Origin of the sequence: Streptomyces sp. cg36 (assembly GCF_041080675.1) — a bacterium.
Taxonomy (GTDB): Bacteria; Actinomycetota; Actinomycetes; order Streptomycetales; family Streptomycetaceae; genus Streptomyces.
Genome location: NZ_CP163520.1, coordinates 7,999,245 through 8,023,500 on the forward strand (window position 1 = coordinate 7,999,245; position 24,256 = coordinate 8,023,500).

Sequence of the window (24,256 nt, forward strand, 5' to 3'; positions counted from 1 at the left end):
TGTGGGAGTCAGGTGTGGCTCGCGCCGTGCAGCAGCGCCTCGCGTGCGGCCTCGTCGGCCTGGCGGCGTACCCAGCCGTTCCAGCGGCGTGCGCCCTTGCCGTACTCGCGGACCAGGGCGGGGGCGGGGACGGACAGCACGGGGCACTGTGCGTGGCGGAAGCAGTAGGCGGTCACCGACGAGGTGAACAGCCGCTTGAGCAGCCTGGCGGAGCCGGCGCCGACCAGGAGGAGGTCGGTGGGGCGGTCCGCGTACCGGGTCAGTACGGCACCCGGGCGGCCCCGGACCACCATGATGGTGATCGGGAGCTCGGCCGGTGTGCGGCCCAGCGCGTCGACGCAGATCTTCCGTAGCTCCTCCCGGGCCCGGCGCCGCTGTTCGGCGTGCAGGTCGGGGGCCCCGATGCAGGCAGGGCCGTACTGCTGGGGGTCGGAGCCGCCGAAGGCATGGATGACGTGCAGTACGGCCCCGTGGCGCTGGGCCTCGGCCCAGGCGTGGCGCAGGGCGGTGAGGCTGCCGGGGCCGGTGTCGACACCGATGACGACGCGGGTGATCTGCGCATCCATGACGGTTCCTTGCCGCGCCCGGTGCACTGGCCCCCGGGCGGCTTGCTCGACGGGGCCCGCCGGTCGGGGCGGGCCGTTGAGGAAACCGTACGAACCGGGGTGGCGGCGCAGGATCGGCCGATGGGCGGAACAGCCGGGGGACACGCGCGGGACGAACGGTCGCCGGGTCCTGGCGGCCAGCCGCGGGCGGAACGCGAGCGGCGGCGTACGGCAGAGGGGTGCCGTACGCCGCCGCTTGAGACGCTGCGGGCTATTCGAGCAGGCCGCGGCGCATGGCCTCGGCGACGGCCGCCGCCCGGTCGGAGACGCCGAGCTTCTCGTAGAGGCGTTGGGTGTGGGTTTTGACGGTGCTGGCGCCCAGGAACAGCTCGGCCGCCAGCTGGGGAATGCTCTGCCCCTTGGCGAAGCCCTTCAGTACTTGGCGTTCGCGCTCGGAGAGGATGACCGTGTCGCGGTCCGCGCGAATGCGGATCTCGTCCACCAGTCCGCCGGTGAGCTCTTCGGAGACGACCTGCTTGCCCGCGGCGACCCGCATCACCGCGTGCACGATCTCCGACCGTTTGGCGTCCTTGGCGAGGTACCCGGCGGCGCCCTCTTCGAGCGCGCGGAAGACCACGGCGCTGTCGGTGGTGGCCGACAGCAGGATGGTGCGGGTCGGCAGCTGGTCCCGGACGACCGCGTGGATGACGGCGATGCCGTCGAGCTTGGGGATGCGGTAGTCGAGCAGGGCGACATCGGGGTTCAGCTCGCGGATGGCCTCCAGCGCGGCCTCGCCGTCCTCCGCCTCGGCGACCACGTCGATCTGGCCGCTGAGCTGGAGTCCGCGGGCGATGCCCTCGCGGAAGACGGGGTGGTCGTCCGCGACCACCACGGAAACTCGGTTACCGGAGTCGGTCACCTCGACCTCGCTTTCTGGTGCGGCGGTGCGCACCTCAACAGTGGCAGGCTTCGCGGGCGACCGCTTGTCGGGTGACCACGCGGGTGGGGGTGGGGGTGGTCAGGCGCGGTGGCTGGGCCGCGAGGGGATCCTCGGCGGGCAGGAGCCGGGAGACGGCGGGGCTGCGGGCGCCTCGGTGGACTCCTGCCCGGCTGTCTCGTGCGGTACGACCAGGACGGGGCAGGACGCGTACTTGAGGCAGTGCTTGCGCGTCGACCCGAAGAAGAACCGGTACAGCGCGCTGTGCCGACTCGTGCCGACGACGAGCAGGTCGCCGTCCCGGCGGGCGAGCCGGGACAAGGTGCGGCCCGGGTCGCTTCCCGTGATGACGGCCGGGTTCACGGGCGTCCCGTCATCGCTGAGCGTGACGGTGCAGTCGTGCTCCAGGTCGTGGCAGGCGTTGGAGTGCAGCGCCCGCTCCAGTTCGTCGTCGAGCGGCCAGAGGTCGCCCTGGGCGTCGCTCTCCAAGGCGCGGCGGACCCGTATCGGGCGGAGCTCGGCCCGGTGGCGGCGGGCCTCGCAGGCGGCCTGGCGCAGCGCCGCGAGGCTGCCCGGTGTCCCGTCGACTCCTACCACCACCCGGCGTACGGCCTGGCTCATGTTCTTCTCCTCGTCGGTGTGCGTCGATGTGTGCGCGCCGATGGGTGTTGCGTACTGCATGGGAAACCGGCGTCCAGCGGCGCACGGTGGACTCCGGTGTCTTCACGCTAGGCGTGGGAGGGCGCCGGACGGATCGGGCGGGTGGCCGATCGGGCGGTGGAGGGGCTGTTCCCCCGAACGGGGCGGGGGCGGGGCCGTCGCTCAGAGCGTGGTGCCGGGGTCTTCGCGGCGCAGAGTGAGCAGGGCGGCGTCGTCCAGGTGTCCGGTCAGTTGGGCGGTCGCCAGGAGCGCTTCGGCGAGTTCGTCGGCGTCCGCCCGCGGGTTTTCCGCCGTGATGCGGCGGACCCGTTGCAGCCCGCTGTCGAGGGTGACCTGGGGGCCTTCCACCAGGCCGTCGCTGAACAGGGACAGCGTGCGGATGAGGGTGAGCGGGCGGCGGATCGTGCCGTAGCGGGAGCCCGGCAGGATGCCCAGCGGGGGGCCGGGAGGCGGGGCGAGCAGCACGCTGCTCCCGTCCATCAGGCCCAGCACGCCGGGGACGTGGCCGGCGGTGGCCGCGGTCAGCTCGTCGGCCCGGGGGTCGATGACCACATAGGTGCAGGTGGCGAAGTGGGAGCCGGTCAGGGCGCAGAACAGGTCGTTCGCCTTGGCCAGCACGTCGCCGGGGGTGGCTTCGGTCTGCGCGTAGGCGCGTACGGCGGTGCGTGCCTGGCCCATGGCGGCGGCGGCCCGGACGTCGTGGCCCTCCACGTCGCCGATGCACAGTCCGTAGCGGCCGTCGGGCAGCGGGAAGGCGTCGTACCAGTCGCCGCCCACGTCGATGCCGCCGCGGGCCGGGACGTAGCGGCCCGCCAGCCGTAGCCCGGGCAGGTCGGGCAGGGCGGCGGGCATCATCACCTGCTGGACGGCGTGGGCGAGGTCGACGCGGTCCTGTACCAGCGCGGAGCGCTCCAGGGCCTGGCCGGTGAGTCCGGCGACCGTCAGCAGCAGCGACCGTTCCTCGGGGGGAAACGTGTGGGTGCGGGCGTAGCCCAGGACCAGGGCGCCGGGCTCCCGACTGCCGCGGTCCAGCGGGAGGACCGCCCAGGAGCGGGCCTGGGTGCGGGAGAGCAGACCGTGGGGGTCCCCGTCGCTGAGTTCGCGGAACTCCTGGTGGGAGGCGATGAAGCAGGGTTGCCCGGTGCGGATGACATGGGCGGCGGGCACCGCGGAGTCGACGGGCAGCCCGTCCATGACCTCGCCGGCGGGCCCACCGGCGCCGGAGGCGGCCAGTGGGCGCAGCACCCCGCTGTCGGGGACGACGACCAGCGCGCCGATCGCGTTGAGCTCTTGGTGGAAGCCGTCGGTGAGGGCGCAGGCGATGCCCTGGGTGGTGGTGGCCGAGACGAGGGAGGCGGCCACCTTCTCGATGCGCGTGGCGCGGTCGGCCTCGTTGCGCGCCCGGTCCTCCAGGGCGCCGCGCCGTGCCGTCTCGTCGGTGATGTCGCGGGTGATGCCGACCAGCCAGCGGCGCGGCGGATGGCTGAGCAGGTGGACGCGGGCGTCGATGCGCATCCAGCGGAGTGCTCCGGAGTCGTCGTGCATGGCGTAGGTGGCTTCGAGGGTGTCGGCGCCGTTGACCGCCCGGGTGAAGGCGTCCCTCACCGCGTCGAGGTGTTCGGGGGCGGTGGCGGCCTCCAGCTGGGCGCCGATGGGTGCGGTGCCCAGCCTCAGACCGTAGAGCTCCTCGGAGCCGTCGAACCAGCGTTCGTCGCCCGTGACCAGGTCGATGCTCCAGACGGCGAGGGAGGCGGTGCGCAGGGCCAGGCGGAGTTGCGTGCGGCGTTCGGTGATCTCGTCGCCGACCTCGCTCACCTGCGCCACGCAGTACTCCGCGGTGTCCGCTCGGCGCACGCTCAGGAGCACCGCGCGGTCAGGGTCGGGCGGGGTGGGCAGGTGCAGCACCTGTTCGGCGGAGGCGCCCACGGCGTGGAACGCCCGGTGGAGGGTGGTGCGGGCGGCCCGGTGGTGTTCCGCCGGGAGCCGGTCGGTCCAGCAGATGTCGCCCGCCTCGCGCGGCGCGGGGCCCAGCAGGCGGGCCCACTGGGGGTTGGTGAGCAGTTCACGGCCGTGCCGGTCGAGTACGGCCAGGCCGCCGGGCGCGCCCTCGAAGGCTTGGGCCGTGAGGTCGGCGGTGGTCCCGGGTGCCGGGTCGGCCGGGTCGGAGTGGCGGTGCATGGCGGTCTTTCGGCGCGGGGACGGGGGAGCGCTGGGCGGGGCCGCCCTCCGGGCCGGGCGGTTCACCGTGAGCTGCTGAGCGTGGCGTAGACGACGATGTTGTCCAGGTACTGGTGGTGGGAGTCACGCGGTCCGGCGCAGGTGATCAGGCGGAGGTCGGCGGCCGAGCCCCCGCGGTAGACCTCCTGCGTGGGGAAGTCGCTCTTGGGGTATTCCCGGACCGTGCGCACGGTGAAACGGGCCATGGTGTGGTCGGCGCGGCTCACGTCGATCTCCCGGCCGGGGGTGAGGGTGCCCAGTCGGAAGAAGACGCCCTTGCCGTAGGAGCCGACGGTGGAGTGGCCGACGATCACGGAGGCGCCGGGCTCGCCGGGCGTGGGAGAGCCGCGGTACCAGCCGACCGGGGCGCGCGCCTCGATGGGCGGCACCTGCACGGTGCCGTCCGGTGCCAGTCCGAGCGTGACGACCGGGGTGGACAGGTCCAGTGACGGGATGCGGAGCCGGACCGGCCGCGACGCGTGGAGGGGTGTGACTGCGGATGGCGCGGCGGAGGAGCGCGATGTGGTCGCGTTGGAGGACGGGCGGGGCGGGTCGAGGGCGGTGGTGCCCTTGCCTTCGCCGAGCATGATCAGTCCGATGCCGATGAGCAGGACGGCGAAGCAGACCACCCCGAGGGCGGGCGCCCTGGACGGGGCCGCCGTGCGGCGGGCCATCACACGCGGTGGGGGCTGCGGATGGCGACGGCGGACACGTCCTCAAGGAGGCGGAACAGGGAGCCGGTGCGCGGCTTGGGGAGGGGATCCTCCTGCCGCTGGCCGGAGTGGGTGGTGGCGTCGCTGGAGGCGGGTGTCTTCTCTGCGGCGGGGACTACGAGGACGGTGCGCTCGCTGTGGCTCAGGCAGTAGCGGCTGACCGAGCCGTGGACCAGCCGGTGCATCAGGCTCGGCGTGCCGCCGCCCAGGACCAGGAGGTCGTCGGCGCGGTCGGCAGCCGCCACCAGGAGCGGGCCGGGTGCCCCCGGGGCCGCCAGCGGGTTGCAGCGGACCTCGGCGGGGAGGTCGGCCAGGACCTGTGCGCACGAACGGGTGAGGTCGGCGTAGGCCGCGGTCCGGTAGTCGTCGGCCTCGGACGGGGCGGGCGGCCAGACCATGTCCAGGTATTCGCCCTGCGGGGACGAGTAGGCGAGGACCGGACGGAGTTCGGCGTGGTGGCGCAGGGCTTCCTCGGCTGCCCGGCGCAGCGCGGTGAGGCTGTTGCGGGAACCGTCGACGCCGACGACGACGCGGTTGATGGTGGTGTTCATGTGCGGCTCCTTGTTCCGTGGGGTGCGTGGGGCACGAGGAGAACGGGGTGTGGGCGCTCCTCCGGCCGGGCCGGGTGCGGCAACCGGGGCTCTCGCGGTACGGAGCTGCCCGGTGATTCCACGGTAGGAGGGCGCGGGCGGACGGTTCATCGCACGTTCGGTCCCTGGATCGGGGGAGGTGGATGTCCTCCGGCCGGTGGGCGCTCGGGCTCCCCGGGGCAGGCGGAGAGCCCTGGCCGGGAGGGCTCGGCGGTGGCCGGTGCCGCCCGTGCGCAGGGCTCTGGTGTCGTGGTGGATTCAGGTGTGGTGGATGCCGGCCAGGGTGTCGATCGGGCTCAGCGGTACCACCGAGGGGGTGGCCGGGGCGGGGGCGTGGGCGGACTCGCCGGGCAGCGGGGTCCGCGAGACTCCAGCCGCGGCGTTGCCGCTCGTGGGCTCCGAGTGGACCACCAGGACGGGGCAGCGGGAGTGCTTGAGGCAGTGGCGGCGGGCCGACCCGTGGGTGAGCCGGTGGAGCATGCCGTGGCCTCCGACGCCGACCACGAGCATGTCGGTGTCCCGGCTGGAGCAGGCCACGAGCGTGGGACCGGCACCGGCGCGTACCACCCGGGAGGAGACGCGCACCTCGGCGTCGATGTCGCCGAGGGCGGTGTCGCAGGCGGCGCTGAGGCGCCGACGGGCGTCCTGCTCCCACTGGCGGTGCTGGTGCGGGGCCGCGGGGTGGACCGCGTAGCGGGCCTCGCCACCCGGCGGGGACCAGGCCATGACCGGGCAGAGTTCGGCGCCGTGCCGGGCGGCCTCGCGGGCCGCCTGCCTGAGCGCGGCGAGGCTGCCCTGCGAACCGTCGACGCCCACTATCACGCGCTGCACACGTGCCGACATATCTGATCAACTCCTTGGAGGATGCGGGTGCTCCGCACGGGAGGCGTCCCATGAGGAGGGGCCCCGTGGAATGTCCGTGACCGCGTTCCACGGGGCCGACGCCAACGCTAGGTCCGGGGACCCTCGGCGGGTGTCGGGCGATCGGGGGACCGGCCGGGGGACGGGCACGCGCCCAGGCAGTGCGTCTTGAGGTACACGCGCCCGCCGACGGTCACGGTGAAGTCACCGTTGGTGACGCCCTTGCCGTGGGCGTCGTTGGCCGTCTTGGTGACGGTGCCGAACAGCCGGACCTTCTGGTTGTCGACCGTCTCGGACGTGCACTCGATGGACATCAGGCCGTCGCGTCCGGAACCGGGAGTGGACTTGCACTCCAGGTCGTCCTTGAGCTTGAGGCCCGCGTTGTGGAGGGTGGTGTCGCCGACGCCGGGGCCGGCCAGGTTCATGGCCAGGCCGTTCATCCTGCTGTCGGGGGTGGAGCAGGCGGCGGCGCAGGCGATGGCACCGACGGCGACGGTGGTGGCGACGATCAGACGGATACGCATGGGGGTCCTTCGGTGGGCCACACGGCTCGGGGCGCGTGTGGGCGAAGTGGGTTGGGGGTCAGGTCACTTGAAGCCGAGGTCACTTGAGGCCGAGGTCGTACAGGAGCTGGTAGCGCAGCGGTATGTGGGGCAGTGCCCAGTGGAAGCCGACCTCGAAGAAGACGGACACGATGTTCGCCACGACCATCAGGAAGAAGAAGCCGAGGACGAGCTTGGACGCCCGGCCGATCGGCACCCGGGCCGGCGGGGTGAGTTCGACGGCGAAGAGCATGTTGACACCCGCCCACAGCACGACGACGGCGAAGCTTACGAAGGCCCAGGTGTAGGCGTGCAGACCCAGCACGGTCGTGCCGTATCCGGGGTCGAGCGCGGCACCCCGGTTGGTGATCTGGCGCAGCGACATGAGGAGACCGATCACCGCGCCGACGAGGGTGAAGCCGTAGCCGCGGGCGAAGTTGGTGACCGACATCTCGTGGTGCATGGAACGGCTGATGATGTAGATCGGCCCCATGCAGGTGAAGATCATCGCCATGCGCTGGAGCATGCAGAGCACGCAAGGAAGCTCGGAGCCCGCGAACTGGAGCAGGAAGGCGCTGAGGAGCACCAGCGAATAGGCGAGGACGAAGAGATGGGCTCCCCAATAGCCCACGAAGCGGATGTCGCGCTGGATGGTCCGGGTCACGACGCTCACAGCGTCACCTCCGTCACGCCAGGAGTGGCGAATTCGTGGAATATCCACCAGCCGACGAGCGTCACCAGTGCGATGCCCCACAAGGGCCAGATATGCGGGTCTCCGGGCTTCTTTATCGTGAGGGCGATCATTATCGCCATGATGAGCAGGATGATGGCATCCATGACGTCTCCGATGCGGGTGGAAAACGAAAGGAGGGCCTGTAGGGAAAGGCTCCTGCCTTGTCGCACCAGACTGCCCTGATCCGGCGACATGGCCCCATCCCGGCATCGGTGGACCGGTCGGTGGAGAGGGCGGGAACCGATTGGTGGATGTCGCGTCGATCAATTCGAGGAAAAAGAGCAGGGTGTCTTTCTATTCCTCTGCATGCTGGATACTCTGAAATGAGTGAAAGATTCTACGGTGCGCTTTCGCGGAAATTCGGACTACCTTGAAGGTTTTCTCCAGGTGCCGCTCCGAAAGAATTCCGGCCCGGGGCGTGCCGTTCGGCGCCGTGTGCGGGCCCGTACGGACACAGGGGGCGGGACCCGTCGCCCCGTCGCCCGCTGACCCACCCACAGGACGTACTCATGGACACCTCGGCGTACTCCGCCCTCATCCGGATCCGCCCGCCGAACCCGGGCGCTTCACCCGCCACTTCGATCGCGCGCGGCGACCGGCCGTCGCCGGTGCGGTGCGCCCTGCGCCGGATCGCGGGAAGCAACCCGCTGCCCGGCGCGCTGGTGGGGCTGACGATGGTGACCGGGATGCTCGACGTCATCAGCTTCCTCGGACTGGGCAAGGTGTTCCTCGCGATGATGACGGGAAACGTCATCTTCCTCGGCGCCGCTGTCGGTGGCACGGCGGGACTCTCCGCGGCGCGTGAGGTCCTCGCGTTCGCCTGCTTCGCCACCGGGATCGTGATCGGCGCGCGCACCGAGCGGTTCGCCGCCCAACGGGCCCGCCGGCACTGGTTCTTCCTCGCCATGAGCGCCGAGATCGCCCTGCTGGCCGGTGCCGTGGCCGCGGTGTGGCTGATGCCTTCGGGATCGGACGCGTCGCAGTACGTGGCCATCGCCCTGCTCGCCCTCGCGATGGGCGCCCGCTGCGCCACCGTGCGCCGGCTCGGAGTGACCGACATGCCGGTGACGGTCGGGGTGACGGGCGCGCTGATCGCCCTGGTCCACGACTCCCCGCTGGCCGGGGCACCGGCCAGCGCGTTCAAGGGGCGGCGGCTGGGGATGGTGCTGGCCATGGGCACCGGAGCCGCGTTCGGCGCGTTCCTCATGGGGAACGCGGGACTGCGCTGGGCGCTCGTGGCCGTGCTGCTGTGTGTCGTGGTCATCACGGTGGCCGTGCGCCTGCATCCGCGCCATCCGGTCGTCACCGACCGGTAGGGCCGGGGCGACGCCCGCATCCACCGGGTCCCCTCCGATCGGGGGATCGGGCGCGAACCGTTGTACGGGCCGGTCGGCCGTGTCGCGCCCGTACCGCCTCATGACACGTTTGACCTGCGGCTTTCTCATACCGCCACGGACTCTCGGTTCCGTGTACGCCGCGCTGTCACGCGCCCCGAAAGTGGAGAGACCATGACGCAGCACTGCACCGACCTCACGATGGAGCTGGCCGACGACCATCGCGCCATCCTGGCGATCTTCGACCGCATCCACAGCACGCCCCTGGAGGACCCGGCCCGCGAGCGGCTCCTGCGGCACGCGGCGGGCGAGCTGGAGCGCCACGCGATCGCCGAGCGGCGGTTCCTGCTGCCCGTTCTGCGTCGTCGGCTGACGGAGGGCGAGGACATGGCCCGTGCCGAGGCCGAGGAGCACGAGCGACTGACGGGGATGGTCAACGCCCTGGGCTCCGCTTCTGTGGCGCGCCCTGGGTTCGACGCTCAATTGCGGGCGTTGGAGCTGGAGGTCAAGCGGCACATCCGGCATGACGAGCACAGCCTGTTCCCCCTGCTGCGGCAGGCATGCCCGCACGAGGACCTGCACATGCTCGGCTCGGCCTTCCGGGAGCACGCCACCCGCCACCACGCGGACGTAGCTGCGTGAAGCCCGCCCCGCACGTAGAACGCCCCACCGGTCCCGCCGACGGGGCGTTCTCCGTCTGCCGTCAGCACGCTGTGACAGCGGTGGTGGAGGGCGCCGCGGCCCTGTGCGGGTCGTAGCCGTTCTGCGACTCCGTTAGGCCGCCCCAGATTCCCCACTCGTGGTGATCGCGGGCCCAGGCCGCACACGCGGTGCGCAACTCGGCCGGACAGCCGGCGCACAGCCGCCGTGCGTCCGCCGTGCGTTCGGCGCGCTCCGTACGCGACTCGAAGCGGTCCGGAGCGAAGTACAGGTCGGGCCGGCTGGCGCAGGGCAGCGGCAGTTCTTCCGGCAGCGGTACGAAGGGCGGTGGCTGTACGGCAATCACGTCGACCTCCAAGAGGTCCGGGACAGTTGTGGATGTCCAGGCTGGCTCTGGAGGCCGCCGAGCGGAGTCGGCCGACCGGGGGAGCGGGAGGGCCACAAGCGGCGGTCGGCGTTGCCGGGTCCCGGTGGCGCGTCGTTGCTGGAGGCGCTTCGGCCGGGACGGCCGCGTCAGGGGTTCAGCCGCCCGCGGGAGCGTCGGCGTCCTGGGCCGCCGGTGGCAGCAGCCCCTGTGCGAGGAGCGCGTGCACGAGGTCGACGACCTGCTCGGGGGAGGCGGCGGCCAGCTCGGTCAGGGTGCCCGCCGTGCGCGCCAGAGCGACTCCGGCCAGTGCGGCGGCTGCCAGTTCGGCGCGCAGCGCGGGAGCGGGCAGACCGTCAGCGGCCAGACGCTCCTGCAACGGCGTGACCAGGCGTTCATAGAGGTGGGTGCGGGCGGCCTCGTGGACGGCGGTGTCGTCATTGGGAGCCAGTGCCGCGCGCAGTACCGGACCGGGAGCGCGATGACCGGCGTCTCCCAGCAGTTCGCGCAGCCGTGACCGGTCGAGCAGGTCCCCGGGGCCGTCCGCCTTGGCGTCGGTGCGCGCTTCCAGCACGGCGAGGTACAGCTTCGTCTTGTTGCCGAAGTACCGGGCGATCAGCGCCGCGTCGACACCGGCGCGCTCCCCGATCTCGCGGGTGGTCGTACGGTCGAAGCCGCGCTCGGCGAAGAGTTCCAGTGCCGCGTCGAGCAGCAGTTGACGGCTGCGGCTCGAATCCCTGGGACGCCGCGCGGGCTTGGCTTCCAACGACTGCTCCTCGAACGTGACGGACCGGGATCCGGCTCATGGGCCGTTTCCGCAGGATAGCGGCTGTTGGACGGAGCCTTCGGCGCGTGGGCACCCGGGCGCCGGCTTCCGGGCGGGACCGTGCGGTCGCTGTCCTCGGACCGTCGCTTCCCCCGATCGGATGGGCCCCTGGCCGCACCCCGCGAGTGAGGGTGGGAGGGAGAGCCGCGCGATGCGAGCGGAGGGGAACACGGGCTCGCGGTGGGCGGGGGCGCGGCCCGGGGTGAGTTTTTGGACGCGACGACGAGGACCAGCCGATGACATGGGTACTTCCCGATGGGCGATCCGGCGGTGACGGCACGGCCGTCGCCGCGGTGGACGTATACGGCAGGATCATCTGGTGGAATCCGCAGGCGGGCCGACTACTGGGCTACGCACCGACGCAAGTGGCCGGCCGCGCCGCCCCCGAACTGCTGGCCGAAGCGCTGCCCACGGCGGCGCTGCGCGCGCTGGTGTGCCGTACGCCCTGGCGCGGCGAGCTGCGGCTACGCCGGAGCGACGGGAGCGCGGGTGCGGTGATCTGTGAGCTGCAGCCGAACCCCTGGGCCACGGCGGGACCCGACTGGATCGTCCTGGCCGCGAGCCCAGGGGCCGCGCCGCCCGGTCAGAGTGTTCGGGGAGAGCGGTCGGCCGTGCTGACCGACCGGGCGTTCACCCAGGCACCGCTGGCCATGTCGCTGTACGACCGGCAGGGCCAGCTGGTTCGCGCCAACAGCGCGATGGAGCGGCTGTCGGGCCGCCACGAGGAGGAGATGCGGGGGCGGACGCTGCACGAGCTGATGGCGGCCCCTCCGCTCGACACGGTTGCGGAGGCAGCCGCCACGGTCCTGGAAACGGGCCACGAGGCCCGCGTACAGACCCTGGAGGCGGGCGGCGCGGGCGAGCAGCAGCGGCTTCTGACGTCGTTCCTCACTCCGGTCACGGACGACGACCGGACCGTGGGGCTGGCCGGTGTGGTGGTGGACACCACGCGGGAGTATCTCGCCGGGCAGCGCCTGTCGTTGGCCGCCGAGGCGGCGGGCCGGATCGGCACGACGCTCGACGTCGTGCGCACCGCACGGGAACTGGTCGACTTCTTGTGCGGACGCTTCGCCGACTGGGTCTGCGTCGACCTCGTGGCTGACTGTTTCGACGGCCTGGGCGACACCGGGGGCAAGCCGGTGGACCACCGGGCGGGTTCCCCGCTGCTGCGCGTGGCCGAGCGCGGTGGCCCGCGCCCGCAGCAGGCGTTCCCTGCGCGGCGTGGGAGGACGTCGTGGGCCGGGCGGCTGTGGGAGGCGGGCGGAGCACGACAGACAGGCACGGGTGATGGCGCCCGGCACGGGGCCACCACGAGTGACCCGGGGCCGGCCGACCACGATGCCGCTCTGGTCGTCGCCCTGCGGGCGCAGGGCGAGCTCCTGGGGCTGGTGCGTTTCGCCCGTGACCGTGGGCATCCGCCGTTCGACGCGGAGGAGCACCTGCTGGCCCGGAGCATCGTCGCGCGGGCCGCGCTGAGCCTCGACAACGCGCGGCGCTATCTGCGCGAGAGGTCGGTGGCCGTCACCTTGCAGCGCAGCCTGCTGCCGCAGGAGCCGGCGGTGCAGAACGCGGTCGAGGTCGGCTTCCGCTACCTTCCCGCCGCGACCGCGGCGGGCGTGGGAGGGGACTGGTTCGACGTCATCCCCCTGTCGGGTGCCCGGGTCGCCCTGGTGGTGGGAGACGTGGTGGGCCACGGCCTGCACGCGAGCGCCACCATGGGGCGCCTGCGGATGGCGGTGCGGACCCTCGCCGATCTCGATCTGCCGCCCGACGAACTCCTGGCCCGTCTCGACGACATGGTGGTGCGCGACGCGGCCGAGTGGGCCGCGGGCGGCGACTTCGCCGCCGAGATCTGCGCCACCTGTGTGTACGCGGTGTACGACCCGGTCTCACGGCGCTGCTCGGTGGCCTGCGCGGGGCACCCCGTGCCCGTGGTGGTCACGCCCGACGGCGGGGCGGAGTTCCTGGACGTGGTGGCCGGGCCGCCGCTGGGCATCGGCGGTCTGCCCTTCGAGGCCCTCGACCTGCGGTTGCCCGAAGGGAGTCTGCTGGCCCTGTACTCCGACGGCCTCGTCGAGGGCATGGACCGGGATCTCGTCCGCAACACCGACACCCTGCTGCGCACCCTGGGGGGCGAGGCGGCGAGCGTGGAGGACGCCTGCGAGCGGGCCGTGGGCACGCTCGTGCCCGAGGACGCCCGGGACGACGTCACGCTCCTGGTGACCCGTACCCGGACGCTGCCCGACGAACGGGTCCACTACTGGGACCTGTCGTCGGACCCGGCGGCCGTGGGCGAGGCCCGCGCGCTGGTGCGGGAGCAACTCGGCCGGTGGGGTCTGCGAGAGCTGGAGTTCGCCACCGAACTCGTGGTGAGCGAACTGGTCACCAACGCGCTGCGGCACGCCGAGGCTCCGGTGCGGCTGCGGCTGATCCGCGACACCGGTCTCATCTGCGAGGTGTCCGACGCCAGCAACACCTCGCCCCGCCAGCGCCGGGCCCGCGCCCTGGACGAGGGCGGGCGGGGTCTGCTGCTGGTGGCCCGGCTCACCCACCGCTGGGGCACGCGGTTCACCCCGGACGGCAAGACCATCTGGGCGGAGCAGCGGATCGAGGCGCCGTGCACCGGCGGGTGAGGGGCGGCGCGCCGGGCGTGGGCACTGCCCGGCCCGTCACCCGTGTGGACCGGTGGGTCTGTCGGCTCCCGTGGAGCCTGCCTACGGTGGAGTCGACCTTGCGCGCGCCCTCGGCGCACCTGCTCCGTTAGGGGGGCCGATGGCTCTGTCGACGAGGCGCCCGCCTTCCGCGCGGTCGGAGAACCGGAGCTTCTTCGGTGGCTCCCTGTGGATCGATGCCGCGGTGGCCCTGGCCGTACTGCTGATCGGCTACTTGATCCTCCGGGTCGGCAAGGGGACGACGGTCTCCTTCGACCCGGCCGACGTCCTGCACGTGGACACCTCCCCGTCCCAGCTGCCCTATTACGCGGCCCGCAGTCTGCTGCGGATGTTCGTGGCGCTGGCCGCGTCGATCCTGTTCACGCTGGTGTACGCGTACGCGGCGGCCAAGAGCCGTCGACTGGAGCGCATCCTGATCCCCGCTCTGGACATCCTGCAGTCGGTGCCGGTGCTCGGGTTCCTGACGGTGGCGGTGACGGGGTTCATCGCCCTGTTCCCGGGGTCGTTGATGGGGCTGGAGTGCGCCTCGATCTTCGCGATCTTCACGTCGCAGGCGTGGAACATGACGTTCGGCTTCTACCAGTCGCTGGTCTCCCTGCCACGGGAGTTCGACGAGCTCTCGCGGTCCTTCCGGCTGTCGCGGTGGATGCGGTTCTGGCGGATCGAGGTCCCCGCCGGGATGATCGACCTCGTCTGGAACGGGATGATGAGCTTCGCGGGCGGTTGGTTCTTCCTGGTCGCCTCGGAGGCCATCAGCATCGGCAACGACAAGTACGCGCTGCCCGGCGTCGGCAGTTACGCGGGCACGGCCATCGACCAGGGCGACCTGGGCAAGATGGGCTGGGCCATCCTGACCATGGCCATCATGGTGATCGGCGTCAACTTCCTGTTCTGGCGACCGCTGACCGCGTGGGTGGAGAAGTTCAAGGTCGAGCAGTCGGAGGCGAGCGAGCTCCAGCGCAGCACGGTGCTCGACCTGTTGCGCCGCTCGCGCTGGCCCGGCTGGCTGGGGCGGGTGTGGCACCCGGTCGGGCGGGCCCTGAACTCCGCGGGCCAGGTGTTCGGCCGGGACGACCGGCCGCTGCACCTCGACCCGGTGCGCCGGCGCACCGGTGACGTGGTCTTCACGCTCGTCGCGGTGGCGCTGATCGGCTGGGGGCTGGCCGACCTGGTGCGTTACTTCCAGCGCACCACGGGCTTCGCCGTCTTCGGCGAGCCGCTGTGGCTGGGGCTGGTCACCCTGTTGCGGGTGGTCGTGCTGGTCGCGGCGGCCACTGTGGTGTGGGTGCCGATCGGGGTGTGGATCGGCTTCTCGCCCAGGCTCACCCGCGTCGCCCAGCCCGTCGTGCAGGTGCTCGCCAGCTTTCCGGCCAACTTCCTCTTCCCGCTGGCCATGTGGTTCTTCCTGCGGACCGGATTGGCGATCAACATCGGCTGTGTACTGCTGATGGCGCTGGGCGCCCAGTGGTACATCCTCTTCAACACGATCGCCGGAGCCATGGCGATCCCCAGCGATCTGCGCGAAGCCATGGACGACCTGGGCATCCGGGGGTGGCTGCGCTGGAAGCGCCTGATCCTGCCCGGTGTCTTCCCGGCGTACGTCACCGGCGCGATCACCGCGACCGGCGGCGCCTGGAACGCGTCGATCGTCTCGGAGGTGGTCTCCTTCCACGGGACCACCCTGACCGCCACCGGCCTCGGCGCCTACATCGCCCAGGCCACCAGCGACGGCGACTTCCCCGAGCTCCTCGCCGGTGTCGCGGTGATGAGCCTGTACGTCGTCGCCCTCAACCGGCTGTTCTGGCGCCGGCTGTACCGCCTCGCGGAATCGAGGTACGGCCTGTGACCCCCACCTCTTCTGGAGACGGTATGCGCCGCTCGATGTCGCCCGCCACGGACCGCCCGGTGAACGGGGAGGTCCTGCTGGAGACCGTTGATCTGACCAAGACCTATGCGGGCGCCGACGGTGAGCTGCCGGTGCTGCGCGGCATCGACCTGACGGTGCGGGCGGGCGAGATCGTGGCCCTGCTCGGCAAGTCGGGCTCGGGCAAGTCGACGCTGCTGCGCTGTCTTGCGGGGCTGGTGGCGCCGAGCCAGGGCACGGTGTCCTTCCGGGGCACCCCGCTGGCGGGGGCCAACCCGGGCACCGCGATGGTGTTCCAGACGTTCGCGCTGCTGCCCTGGCTGACGGTGCAGCAGAACGTCGAACTCGGCCTGGAGGCACGGCAGGTACCCCCGCGGGAGCGGGCGCGCGCGACCCTGGACGCCATCGATCTGATCGGTCTGGACGGCTTCGAGTCCGCCTACCCCAAGGAGCTCTCCGGCGGGATGCGCCAGCGCGTCGGGTTCGCGCGGGCCCTGGTGGTGGAGCCCGATGTGCTCATGATGGACGAGCCGTTCTCGGCGCTGGACGTGCTGACGGCGGAGAACCTGCGCGGCGAGCTGATGGAGCTGTGGGAGTCGGGTCGCTTCCCCACCCGGGCGATCGTGCTGGTCACGCACAACATCGAGGAGGCGGTCATGATGGCGGACCGCATCGTCGTGCTCGGCGCGCGGCCCTACGGCACCATCCGCGAGACGTTCGAGGTGGATCTCGCCCGGCCGCGGGACCGGGCCTCGGCGGAGTTCGAGGACCTCATCGACCGGGTGTACCGCACCATGACCGGGCGGGCGAAGGAGTCCCGTCTGCCGGGCCGTGCCGGGGCGGAGGAGATCGAGCGGCGCACGGTCGCCAACTCCCCGCTGCCGACGGCGAGCGTGGACGGCCTGTCGGGTCTGGCGGAGATCGTCGCGCACCGGGGAGGCCGCTGCGATCTGGCGGATCTCGCCGACGACCTGGGCCTGGAGGTCGATGACGCACTGCCGCAGGTCGACGCGTTGGAGCTGCTGGGCTTCGCGACGGTCAGCGACGACGACCTGGTGCTGACCGAGCTCGGTACCGCGTTCGCGCGGGCCGACGTACAGCGCTCGAAGCAGATCTTCGCGGACGCGGCGCTGGAGGCGCCGCTGGTGAAGCTGATCGCGACGGGGGTGCGGCAGAGCCGCAGCGGCACCATGGGGGACGGGTTCTTCCGCGACCTGCTCGCCCACCACTTCACCAGCGAGCAGGTGAACCAGCAGCTGGAGCGGGCGACCGACTGGGGGCGGTACGCCGAGCTGTACGGCTATGACGCGGAGCCGCGCGAGTACCGGCTCGACGAGGGGGTCCAGCGCTCCAGCACCTGACCGCAAGGGCCGCTGTCGCCGACCACGACGACCGGGCACGGCGCGTGCCTGCGGCAGTAGCGCCGGGTGCGGTCGTGGCGGAGCGAGTGGTCGCCGTCGGCGCTGATGACGAGCAGGTCGGTGGGGTGGGTGGCGCAGGCGATCAGCGCCCGGCCCGCGTCGGCGCGGGCCACGACCGCCTCGATGTCCAGCCGGTCGGCCTGGCGCGGCAGCGCCGCCCGGCACAGAGCGGTGAGCTGCTTGCGGGCGGCCTCGCCGCACCGCGTGTCGGCGGCCTCGGGGCCGGGGAACAGCGCGGAGAGGGTTTCGCCGTAGGGCGGGGACCAGGCGAGGACCGGGCAGAGGACGGCGTGGCGGTGGAGGGCTTCCTTGGCCGCCCAGCGCAGGGCGGCGCGCTGGCTGAGCAGCGCGTCGACGCCGACGACGACTCGGTCCGTGCGTACGGGCATGGCTCGTCTCCTTGTGCCGGGGGAAAAGGGAGGGGCCGGTGAGGGCCCCTTTCCCACGGTAGGGAGGGAGCCGTGGCCGGGGTGTCCCACGAAGGGGGGAGACGGTGGGGGCGGACATGTCCACCACTGGGCCGCGTGCGCCGCTCGCTCACCCGGCGGGTGCGGTGAGTTCGGAGCTGAGGAAGGCGAAGGCGTCCGGGTACATCCCGGTCCAAGTGCCGTAGTTGTGGCCGCCGGTGGGCCGGATGAGGGTGCTGACCCGTACGGAAGAGCCCTTGGCCGCCTGGACGAACGCCTCGATCTGGGCGGGCGGGCTCTCCCGGTCCTGGCGCGAAGTCGCCAGGAAGAGCGCCACGTTGGCGCGGGAGCCGCGCACCAGCGTGGTGGGGGCGTTGCGCGCCCGTAGCGCGGGGTCGGGCAGGACGCCGGCCTCGCCCGCCAGCGGATCGGGGTCCAGGGCCGCTCCGGCGCCGAAGACGGAGGGGAACTGCAGGGGCAGTTTGGCCGCGCAGTAGCCGCCGGTGGAGTACCCCATGACGCCCCACGCCTTGGGGCCTGACAGGGTGCGGAAGTGCTGGCGCACCAGGTCGGGGACGTCCTTCGCGAGCCAGGTGGCGACCTTGCGCCGGGGGGTGTCCGAGCAGTCCGTGTCGACGCCGCCCGGGTCCACGACGGGCATGACCAGCAGGAAGGGGTGGGTGGCACCGTCCTCGACGAGCCGCTCGAAGGCCGCGGGCATGTGCCCGTTCTCCAGCCAGGACTGCGGACCGCCCGGAACTCCGTGCAGCAGCAGGACGACGGGCAGGGGCGTGTCGGTGCGGCTGTTGACGTGGTGGCCGGGTGGCGCCCACACGATGACCTGGCCGGACAGCTTCGAGGCCGGGCCACGGAACTGGGTGGTCAGCGTGCCGCTGGTGCCGCGCGAGAACTTGGCCATGCGCGGGGGAACTCCGGCCATGGCGGGGTTCTCGGTGAGCGTGTCCCGGCCCAGCAGGTCGTTCCAGGACGCGTACAGGCCGAAGCTGGAGTTGATCCAGGTCGCGGTCGCGGCGATGGCGGTGAGCTGGCACAGCACGAGCAGGGCGGTCCGGGCGGGCCAGCGGACCCAGCCCGGGCCGGGAATGCGCTGCCACACCAGGAGGGTGGCGGCCATGACCAGGAGGCAGACGACGATGAGGGTGACGAAGAAGGCCGTGCTGGTCAGGCGCATTGTCCATGTATGTTCGCGATCGCAGGGTTTCATTCATGGACGTGCGCCGGTGCGCGCCCGGACGGGTGACCCCGACGGTTCATGCCGCGTCCAGGTCGTGCAGCCCCGCGGTCTGCGCGGTCGGGTCGGCCCGGCGCCGTGCCCAGCCGCTCCATCGGCGCAGGCCCCGGCGGTATTCGCGCATCAGCGCGGGGCGGGCGACCACCAGGACCTGGCAGCGGGCGTGCCGCGCGCACTGTGCGGCCACCGAGCGGTGCCACAGGCGGCGCAGACCGGTGGGGCCGGGGCCGACGACCAGGAGGTCGTCCTCGTGCCACGCCTGTCTGGCCAGGACCCGCCAGTGGCGGCCGGGCTCGGTCACGCCAGTGATGAGCAGGTCTTCGGGGAGTGCCCCCAGAGCCCGCAGACAGGTGCTGCGCAGGGTGTCGAGGGCGGCCTCCCGCTCCCAGCAGGTGGCGACCGCCGCGCCCGGGTACCCGTATTCGGTGACTACGGCCGGGGTGAGGCGGTAGGCCACCACGATCCGCAGCTCGGCCTCGCGGCGGCATGCCTCGGTGTAGGCGCGGCGCAGGACGGCCAGGCTGGTGGCGCTGCCGTTGACTCCGACGACGACGCGTTTGACGTGCGCGTTCATGGCGTGCCTGCTCTCTGAGCCCGTGCTGGGGTGGTCCACGGGCCTCATGCCGTGTCGCGGCCCCGGTGCGTGGGGGAGGCGAGGGCGGGGGAGGGGGAGGATGCCTGGGTGAAGGGCGCGGGGACGTTCCAGGAGAGGACGGCGGGATCGCCGTGCTCGGTGCCCAGCCGGCTCACGGAGGCCGGGCCCAGCGTGAACATGGCGGCGTTCTCGGGCGGCAGGCCCAGATAACGGGCGGCGAGCACCCGCAGGACATGTCCGTGGGCGACGAGGGCGACGTCCTGGTGGCGCCGGGTGTCACGCAGCAGTGGGGTGACGCGCCGGAGCACCCGCTCGCAGCGCTCGGCCAGCTCCACAAGGGTTTCGCCGAGGTGACCGGGGCCGCCGGGGACCGGCCCGTCGTGCCACAGGCTCCAGCCGGGCTGGCGGGTGCGGATCTCCGGGGTGGTGAGTCCCTCGCAGCCGCCGTAGTCCCACTCGCGCAGCTCCGGTTCCGTGGTGCAGGCGCTGATTCCGGCGAGCTGCGCCGTGCGCTGGGCGCGCTGGAGAGGACTGACCAGGGCCAGTGCCAGATGACAGCGGGTGAGCGGGACCTGGAGCGCCTGGGCCTGTGCTTCACCGAGGCGGGTCAGCGGCAGGTCGGTGCGGCCGGTGTGCTTGCCCTGGCGGCTCCATTCGGTCTCACCGTGGCGAATGAGGAACAGCTCACCCATGGGGGGCGCCTTTCTCGTGGGTGCGAAAGCGTGCGGTGCTCGGATACGGCGGGTCCGCTATTGGCCGGTGACGACCGCGAAGCGCCTGCACTTGACGCTACGGAGGGATGCGGGGGCGTTGGATCCGTCATACGGTCGAGCGGGCGGGGGAGGCAGATATCCGCCGCCCGGCTGTGGACGGCGGACGTGTCCGGGCGGTGTGCGATGACGACTCGGTGGCGTGAAGAGCAGCTGGCGTCCATGACGGAGCTGACGAGCCGCTACGTCGCCTGGCTGCGGCTGCCCGCCCTCGTGCCCGTGCTGCTCGCCGCGCTGGCGGCCGAGCGGTATCTGAACGCGGGCGGTTTCTTCACCGTGTTCGGCCTGTACGCGGTGTGGTCGGTGGCGCGCCTGGTGCAGGTGCACCGGCAGCCGTCGGCCGGACCCGGCGGAGCGGTCCTGGCGGCCACGGTGGACGTGCTGGCCATCACCGCGATGGGCGCCCTGTCCGGGGGGCCGCACTCCTTCGTACGCTACGCGTACTACGTACTGCCGATGGCCAGCACCATGTGGCAGCGGCCCCGGCTCACCGCCTGGCTGAGTGCCGCCTGTATGGGCGGATACCTGGTGATGACGCTGCCGCACCTGCTGACGCACCACGACGCCGACGGGCTGCCGATCGCGGTGGACCTGGTGTACCTGCTGTGGGACGTCGGGGTGTGCGTGCTGGTGGCGGTGTTGCTGCGACGGCGCAGCAACCAGCTCGCGGAGCTCCTGGACAACCGGGAGTCGCTGCTGCGCAACGCCCTGGACGCGGAGGAACGCGAGCGGGCCCAGCTCGCCGACGCGCTGCACGACAGCGCGGTGCAGAACCTGCTGGCCGCGCTGCACGACTTGGAGGAGGCCGCGGACGCGGCGCCGTCGGAAGCGTTGGAGCGGGCGTCGCACGAAGTGCGCGGATCGGTCAAGGAGATCCGGGACGTCATCTACGTCCTGCATCCGCAGGTCCTTGCCGCGGCCGGGATCGCACCCGCGCTGGAGTCCATCGGCGGCCGACTGGCACGGCGCGGGGGGTTCACGGTCCACTACGACCTGCGCCTGGCGGAGCGGGGGCCGTTCGAGTCGCTGCTGTTCTCGGCGGCCCGCGAACTGCTCAACAACGTCGTCAAGCATGCCGGGGCGAAGAACGTGTGGGTGAGCCTGCGGCGGGACGGCGACGACGTGGTGCTGGCCGTGCGGGACGACGGCAAGGGGTTTGACCGCAGCGTCATCCAGGAGCGGTTGCGGGCCGGCCACATCGGGCTGGCCAGCCACTACGTACGGGTGGAGAGCGCGGGCGGGCGGTTCACGGTGGACAGCGCGCCCGGTGGCCCCACCGACGTGGAGGTCCGCCTGCCGGTGCGGACGCCCGCCGCGAAGGTCTGAGGGGAACCGCCTGGGCGGGCCGATCGGCGGAGCCGCGCTCACCAGGCCAAGCCCCCGGTCGGACCCGGCGCCGGGGCTGCCGGGCGTGCCATCGTGAACTGCGCGGTCGCGGTGCCTGACCACCCCGGCCGCCTCATCCGCCGCCTCGCGGCCTTCCGCCTTCGCGTACCCGGCCCCTGTGCGGGCCCCGTCGCGCTTTCGCCTGCCGCCGTCCTGGAGGGGACTTCATGCTGCGCTCGTACCGTGACCTGTTCTCCGTGCCAGGGGCACGCCCCCTGCTGTCCGCGGGTGTGGTGGCCCGTCTTCCGCGGGCCATGGTGTGTCTGGGGATCATCACGATGATCTCGCTGCGCACGGGCAACTACGCGCTGGCCGGGGCGGTCTGCGCGACCTACTCCCTGGCGGTCGCGACCCTGGGGCCACTGGTGGCGCGCGGGGTCGACCGGTACGGACAGCGGCGCGCGGCGCGGGCCGCACTGGCCTTCGCCTTCCTCGCGCTCGGCGTGCTCGTCGGGTGCAGCTACTGGGGCGCGCCGGTGTGGACGCTGTTCCCGTGCGCGCTCGCCGCCGGGACGATGCCGAACATCGGCGGGCTGGCCCGGGCGCGCTGGGCGCACCTGTTCGGCGACACCCCGCCGCTGCACACCGCGTACGCGGCGGAGTCGGTCGCCGACGAGATCTCGTTCGTGACCGGTCCCATCCTCGCGGTCACGCTCTCGACGGCCTGGTTCCCGGAGGCCGGGGTACTGGCGGCGATCGGCATCGGCCTCGTGGGCACCCTCGCGCTCACCGCCCAGCGCCGCACCGAGCCGCCCGCCTCTTCCGCGCACGCGCGTCGGCCGACCGTGCTGCGCGATGCCGGGGTGCGCGCGCTGGTCCTGGTGTTCTGCGCGTTCGGCGCGATCTTCAGCACGGTCGAGGTCATCACCGTGGCCTTCGCCGCCTCGCACGGGCACCGGGGCCAGGCCGCCTTCGCGCTGGCCGCCTTCGGTGTCACCAGCGGAGTGTCCGGACTGATCGTGGGCGCCCGCAAGCTCCGCTCCTCGCCTCCGGTGCGGCTCGCGGTGTGCCTGCTGGCCCTGGCGGCCTCACTGGTTCCGCTGCCGTTCGTCGGCGGCATGACGGAACTGACCCTCACGCTGCTGGTGTGCGGGCTGTTCATCTCGCCGAGCCTGATCACCGCGTACGGCCTGATCGAACGCCTGGTGGACAGGAAGCAGCTCAACGAGGGGCTCACCTGGCTGCTGTCCGGCATCACCTTCGGGCTGGCGGTGGGTTCGCTGCTGGGAGGTGTCGCGACGGACTGGCTGGGCCCGCAGCGGGCCCTGTGGGTTCCCGTCGCCTGTGCGGTTGCCACGGCCGTCCTCGCCGTCGTGGGGATGCGGCGGCTGAGCGGGCGCCGGGCGGTACCGGCCCCGGCGGACGTGAACCCGACGGGAGACGAGCCCGCGGGCTGCGGAACCTGGGCCCTGCCCGAGGAGGCGGGGGAGAGGGGCGTCGTGGAGGCCCGCGCGGCGACGGGCCCGGTGCGGGCGGAGGCGAGACCATGCTGAGAGCGGGCTCGCCGCACGGGCGCACGGGCGGCGACGGCGGACAGGAGCCGGGCGCCCGGCGGGCGTTGGGCGGCTGGTCCCGGTGCGGCGGTGACTGGATGTGCCGCGCGGACCAGGCGGACCCGCAGCTGGAGCGGTGTGCGGCCGGGATGCGCTTGGCGCTCCTGGCGCCCCTCGTCCTGACGGGGCTGACCGTCATCGACAGCGGGGCACGCGGCGCGTACTGGGTGCTGCTGGCCGCGTTCGCCGTGTGGAGCGTGCTGCAGGCGTGGCACCTGCGGTGGCGTGCCGCCACGCGGCTGAACCAGGCGGTGGCGGTCCTGCTGACCGACCTGGCGGTGCTGGCGCTGCTGGCTGAGCTGAGCGGCGGGCCCTACTCGCCCGTGTGCTTCGTGTACTTCCTGGTCCCCCTGACCACGGTGCTGTGGCAACTGCCGCGCGTCTCGGTGGTGGTGGGGATGCTGTGCATCGGGGTGTACGCGGTGCTGGCCCTGGTGAACCTGTCGCCGCCGCGGCGCTCCCCCGACCTCGGCATGGACCTGCTGATCCAAGGGGTCTACCTGATGTGGCTCAGCGGGGTCGCCACCACGCTCTGTGTGCTGCTGAGCAGGCGCTCGCGGCGGGTGGCGCAGCTGCTGAGCGCGAGCCAGACCCTGCTGGAGGACGCGCTCGCGGCGGAGGAGCGCGAACGGGCCGAACTGGCCGACCAGTTGCACGACGGTGCCGTGCAGAGCCTCCTCGCGGCCTGCCAGGATCTGGAGGAGGTCGCCGAGGAAGGCACCTCCCCGGCGCTGGAACGGGCCACGGCCTGCGTGCGCCAGACCGTGGCGGAGCTGCGGGAGACCGTCCTGGACCTGCATCCGCAGGTGCTCGCCGCGGTCGGACTCGCCGAGGCCCTGCGCCAGGCGGGCGGGCGCGCCGCACAGCGCGGCGGCCTCGACGTGCGGTACGCGATGCAACCGCGCGGACACGTGCCGGGAGAGCCGTTGATCTACGCGGCGGTGCGCGAGGCACTGGCCAACGTCGTACGCCACGCGGAGGCGACCCGGGTACGCATCGAGCTGCGCGGCGAGGACCGGCACACGGTAGCGTGCGTGGTGGACGACGGCGTCGGCTTCGCCCCGGCACTGCTGACGGCCCGCATCGCCGAGGGGCACATCGGGCTGGCCAGCCACCGGGTGCGCATCGAGAGCGCGGGCGGCACCTTCCGGGTCGAGAGCACTCCGGGGTGCGGCACCCGCGTCGAGATCCGGTTGCCGAGCGAAGGCGTGCGGTTGCGGCCCCGGGCACCGGGGGCCACGGCGGCGGCAGCGCGGTGAGCCGGGAGCCCGGGCGGGGTGAGCGGGGCTCGGACGTGCGCTCGCGGCGGGGTGACGCCGTCCACGGGCGAAGAAGCCGATCGGCGCCGGGTGCG

The 24,256-nt window shown here is 72.6% G+C and carries 24 protein-coding genes; 8 read left to right on the forward strand and 16 right to left on the reverse strand.

Annotated elements, in window-relative coordinates:
- Positions 1–8: 8 nt before the first annotated feature.
- The 10 genes from AB5J87_RS35230 to AB5J87_RS35275 form a co-directional block, all read right to left on the reverse strand.
- On the reverse strand, positions 9–566 hold the full coding sequence (locus AB5J87_RS35230) for a universal stress protein (RefSeq protein WP_369382816.1): 558 nt from the start codon (positions 564–566) through the stop codon (positions 9–11).
- 250 nt (positions 567–816) lie between these two features.
- Complete coding sequence (locus AB5J87_RS35235; RefSeq protein WP_369382817.1) at positions 817–1,464, reverse strand: response regulator; 648 nt, start codon at positions 1,462–1,464, stop codon at positions 817–819.
- Between the two features lie 99 nt (positions 1,465–1,563).
- Positions 1,564–2,163: a universal stress protein gene (locus tag AB5J87_RS35240; protein WP_369382818.1), complete on the reverse strand. Its 600-nt coding sequence runs from the start codon at positions 2,161–2,163 to the stop codon at positions 1,564–1,566.
- A 141-nt stretch (positions 2,164–2,304) separates the two neighbouring features.
- On the reverse strand, positions 2,305–4,320 hold the full coding sequence (locus AB5J87_RS35245; RefSeq protein WP_369382819.1) for a SpoIIE family protein phosphatase: 2,016 nt from the start codon (positions 4,318–4,320) through the stop codon (positions 2,305–2,307).
- A gap of 62 nt (positions 4,321–4,382) precedes the next feature.
- Positions 4,383–5,033, reverse strand: a complete 651-nt coding sequence (locus tag AB5J87_RS35250; protein WP_369382820.1) for a class F sortase — start codon at positions 5,031–5,033, stop codon at positions 4,383–4,385.
- Positions 5,033–5,623 carry a universal stress protein gene (locus tag AB5J87_RS35255; protein ID WP_369382821.1) on the reverse strand — a complete coding sequence of 197 codons (591 nt, stop codon included), beginning with the start codon at positions 5,621–5,623 and terminating at the stop codon, positions 5,033–5,035. Before AB5J87_RS35255 ends, AB5J87_RS35250 begins: the two co-directional genes overlap by 1 nt.
- 297 nt (positions 5,624–5,920) lie before the next feature.
- Positions 5,921–6,505 carry a universal stress protein gene (locus AB5J87_RS35260; protein ID WP_369382822.1) on the reverse strand — a complete coding sequence of 195 codons (585 nt, stop codon included), beginning with the start codon at positions 6,503–6,505 and terminating at the stop codon, positions 5,921–5,923.
- A 107-nt stretch (positions 6,506–6,612) separates the two neighbouring features.
- On the reverse strand, positions 6,613–7,047 hold the full coding sequence (locus tag AB5J87_RS35265) for a hypothetical protein (protein WP_369382823.1): 435 nt from the start codon (positions 7,045–7,047) through the stop codon (positions 6,613–6,615).
- A 79-nt stretch (positions 7,048–7,126) separates the two neighbouring features.
- On the reverse strand, positions 7,127–7,738 hold the full coding sequence (locus AB5J87_RS35270; RefSeq protein ID WP_369382824.1) for a disulfide bond formation protein B: 612 nt from the start codon (positions 7,736–7,738) through the stop codon (positions 7,127–7,129).
- Positions 7,735–7,902, reverse strand: coding sequence for a hypothetical protein (locus tag AB5J87_RS35275; protein ID WP_369382825.1), 168 nt, complete (start codon positions 7,900–7,902; stop codon positions 7,735–7,737). The genes AB5J87_RS35270 and AB5J87_RS35275 overlap by 4 nt, the downstream gene beginning before the upstream one ends.
- A 405-nt stretch (positions 7,903–8,307) precedes the next feature.
- On the opposite strand from AB5J87_RS35275, the gene AB5J87_RS35280 reads away from it, so the two are divergent.
- Together AB5J87_RS35280 and AB5J87_RS35285 are read left to right on the forward strand one after the other, a co-directional pair.
- Positions 8,308–9,114, forward strand: coding sequence for a YoaK family protein (locus AB5J87_RS35280; RefSeq protein WP_369382826.1), 807 nt, complete (start codon positions 8,308–8,310; stop codon positions 9,112–9,114).
- A gap of 192 nt (positions 9,115–9,306) precedes the next feature.
- Complete coding sequence (locus tag AB5J87_RS35285; protein ID WP_369382827.1) at positions 9,307–9,774, forward strand: hemerythrin domain-containing protein; 468 nt, start codon at positions 9,307–9,309, stop codon at positions 9,772–9,774.
- Positions 9,775–9,835: 61 nt separating this feature from the next.
- Here the strand turns inward: AB5J87_RS35285 and AB5J87_RS35290 are convergent, their stop codons facing one another.
- A complete protein-coding gene (locus AB5J87_RS35290; protein ID WP_369382828.1) occupies positions 9,836–10,138 on the reverse strand; it encodes a WhiB family transcriptional regulator in 303 nt (100 codons plus the stop codon).
- Between the two features lie 175 nt (positions 10,139–10,313).
- The gene (locus AB5J87_RS35295; protein WP_369382829.1) at positions 10,314–10,922 is read right to left on the reverse strand and encodes a helix-turn-helix domain-containing protein; all 609 of its coding nucleotides are present in this window, start codon (positions 10,920–10,922) and stop codon (positions 10,314–10,316) included.
- Positions 10,923–11,218: 296 nt separating this feature from the next.
- On the opposite strand from AB5J87_RS35295, the gene AB5J87_RS35300 reads away from it, so the two are divergent.
- The 3 genes from AB5J87_RS35300 (at position 11,219) to AB5J87_RS35310 (ending at position 16,879) form a co-directional block, all read left to right on the forward strand.
- Positions 11,219–13,615 carry a SpoIIE family protein phosphatase gene (locus AB5J87_RS35300; RefSeq protein ID WP_369382830.1) on the forward strand — a complete coding sequence of 799 codons (2,397 nt, stop codon included), beginning with the start codon at positions 11,219–11,221 and terminating at the stop codon, positions 13,613–13,615.
- A gap of 139 nt (positions 13,616–13,754) precedes the next feature.
- Positions 13,755–15,500, forward strand: coding sequence for an ABC transporter permease (locus AB5J87_RS35305; protein WP_369382831.1), 1,746 nt, complete (start codon positions 13,755–13,757; stop codon positions 15,498–15,500).
- A gap of 23 nt (positions 15,501–15,523) precedes the next feature.
- Positions 15,524–16,879, forward strand: coding sequence for a nitrate/sulfonate/bicarbonate ABC transporter ATP-binding protein (locus tag AB5J87_RS35310; RefSeq protein ID WP_369382832.1), 1,356 nt, complete (start codon positions 15,524–15,526; stop codon positions 16,877–16,879).
- Here the strand turns inward: AB5J87_RS35310 and AB5J87_RS35315 are convergent.
- The 4 genes from AB5J87_RS35315 to AB5J87_RS35330 all read right to left on the reverse strand — a co-directional run bounded on the left by AB5J87_RS35315 (position 16,819) and on the right by AB5J87_RS35330 (position 19,885).
- Entirely contained in the window at positions 16,819–17,328 is a 510-nt protein-coding gene (locus AB5J87_RS35315) for a universal stress protein (protein ID WP_369382833.1), read from the reverse strand. The genes AB5J87_RS35310 and AB5J87_RS35315 overlap by 61 nt on opposite strands.
- 148 nt (positions 17,329–17,476) lie before the next feature.
- Positions 17,477–18,538 (reverse strand): alpha/beta hydrolase, encoded by a 1,062-nt coding sequence (locus tag AB5J87_RS35320; RefSeq protein ID WP_369382834.1) that lies wholly within the window; start codon positions 18,536–18,538, stop codon positions 17,477–17,479.
- A 79-nt stretch (positions 18,539–18,617) separates the two neighbouring features.
- A complete protein-coding gene (locus AB5J87_RS35325; RefSeq protein WP_369382835.1) occupies positions 18,618–19,172 on the reverse strand; it encodes a universal stress protein in 555 nt (184 codons plus the stop codon).
- Between the two features lie 44 nt (positions 19,173–19,216).
- On the reverse strand, positions 19,217–19,885 hold the full coding sequence (locus AB5J87_RS35330; RefSeq protein ID WP_369382836.1) for a histidine phosphatase family protein: 669 nt from the start codon (positions 19,883–19,885) through the stop codon (positions 19,217–19,219).
- A gap of 240 nt (positions 19,886–20,125) precedes the next feature.
- Between AB5J87_RS35330 and AB5J87_RS35335 the strand changes: the two genes are divergently transcribed.
- From AB5J87_RS35335 to AB5J87_RS35345, 3 genes are all read left to right on the forward strand, one after another.
- The gene (locus tag AB5J87_RS35335) at positions 20,126–21,289 is read left to right on the forward strand and encodes a sensor histidine kinase (protein ID WP_369382837.1); all 1,164 of its coding nucleotides are present in this window, start codon (positions 20,126–20,128) and stop codon (positions 21,287–21,289) included.
- Between the two features lie 227 nt (positions 21,290–21,516).
- Positions 21,517–22,842, forward strand: coding sequence for an MFS transporter (locus tag AB5J87_RS35340; protein WP_369382838.1), 1,326 nt, complete (start codon positions 21,517–21,519; stop codon positions 22,840–22,842).
- Positions 22,836–24,161: a sensor histidine kinase gene (locus AB5J87_RS35345; RefSeq protein WP_369382839.1), complete on the forward strand. Its 1,326-nt coding sequence runs from the start codon at positions 22,836–22,838 to the stop codon at positions 24,159–24,161. Before AB5J87_RS35340 ends, AB5J87_RS35345 begins: the two co-directional genes overlap by 7 nt.
- Positions 24,162–24,256: the final 95 nt, after the last annotated feature.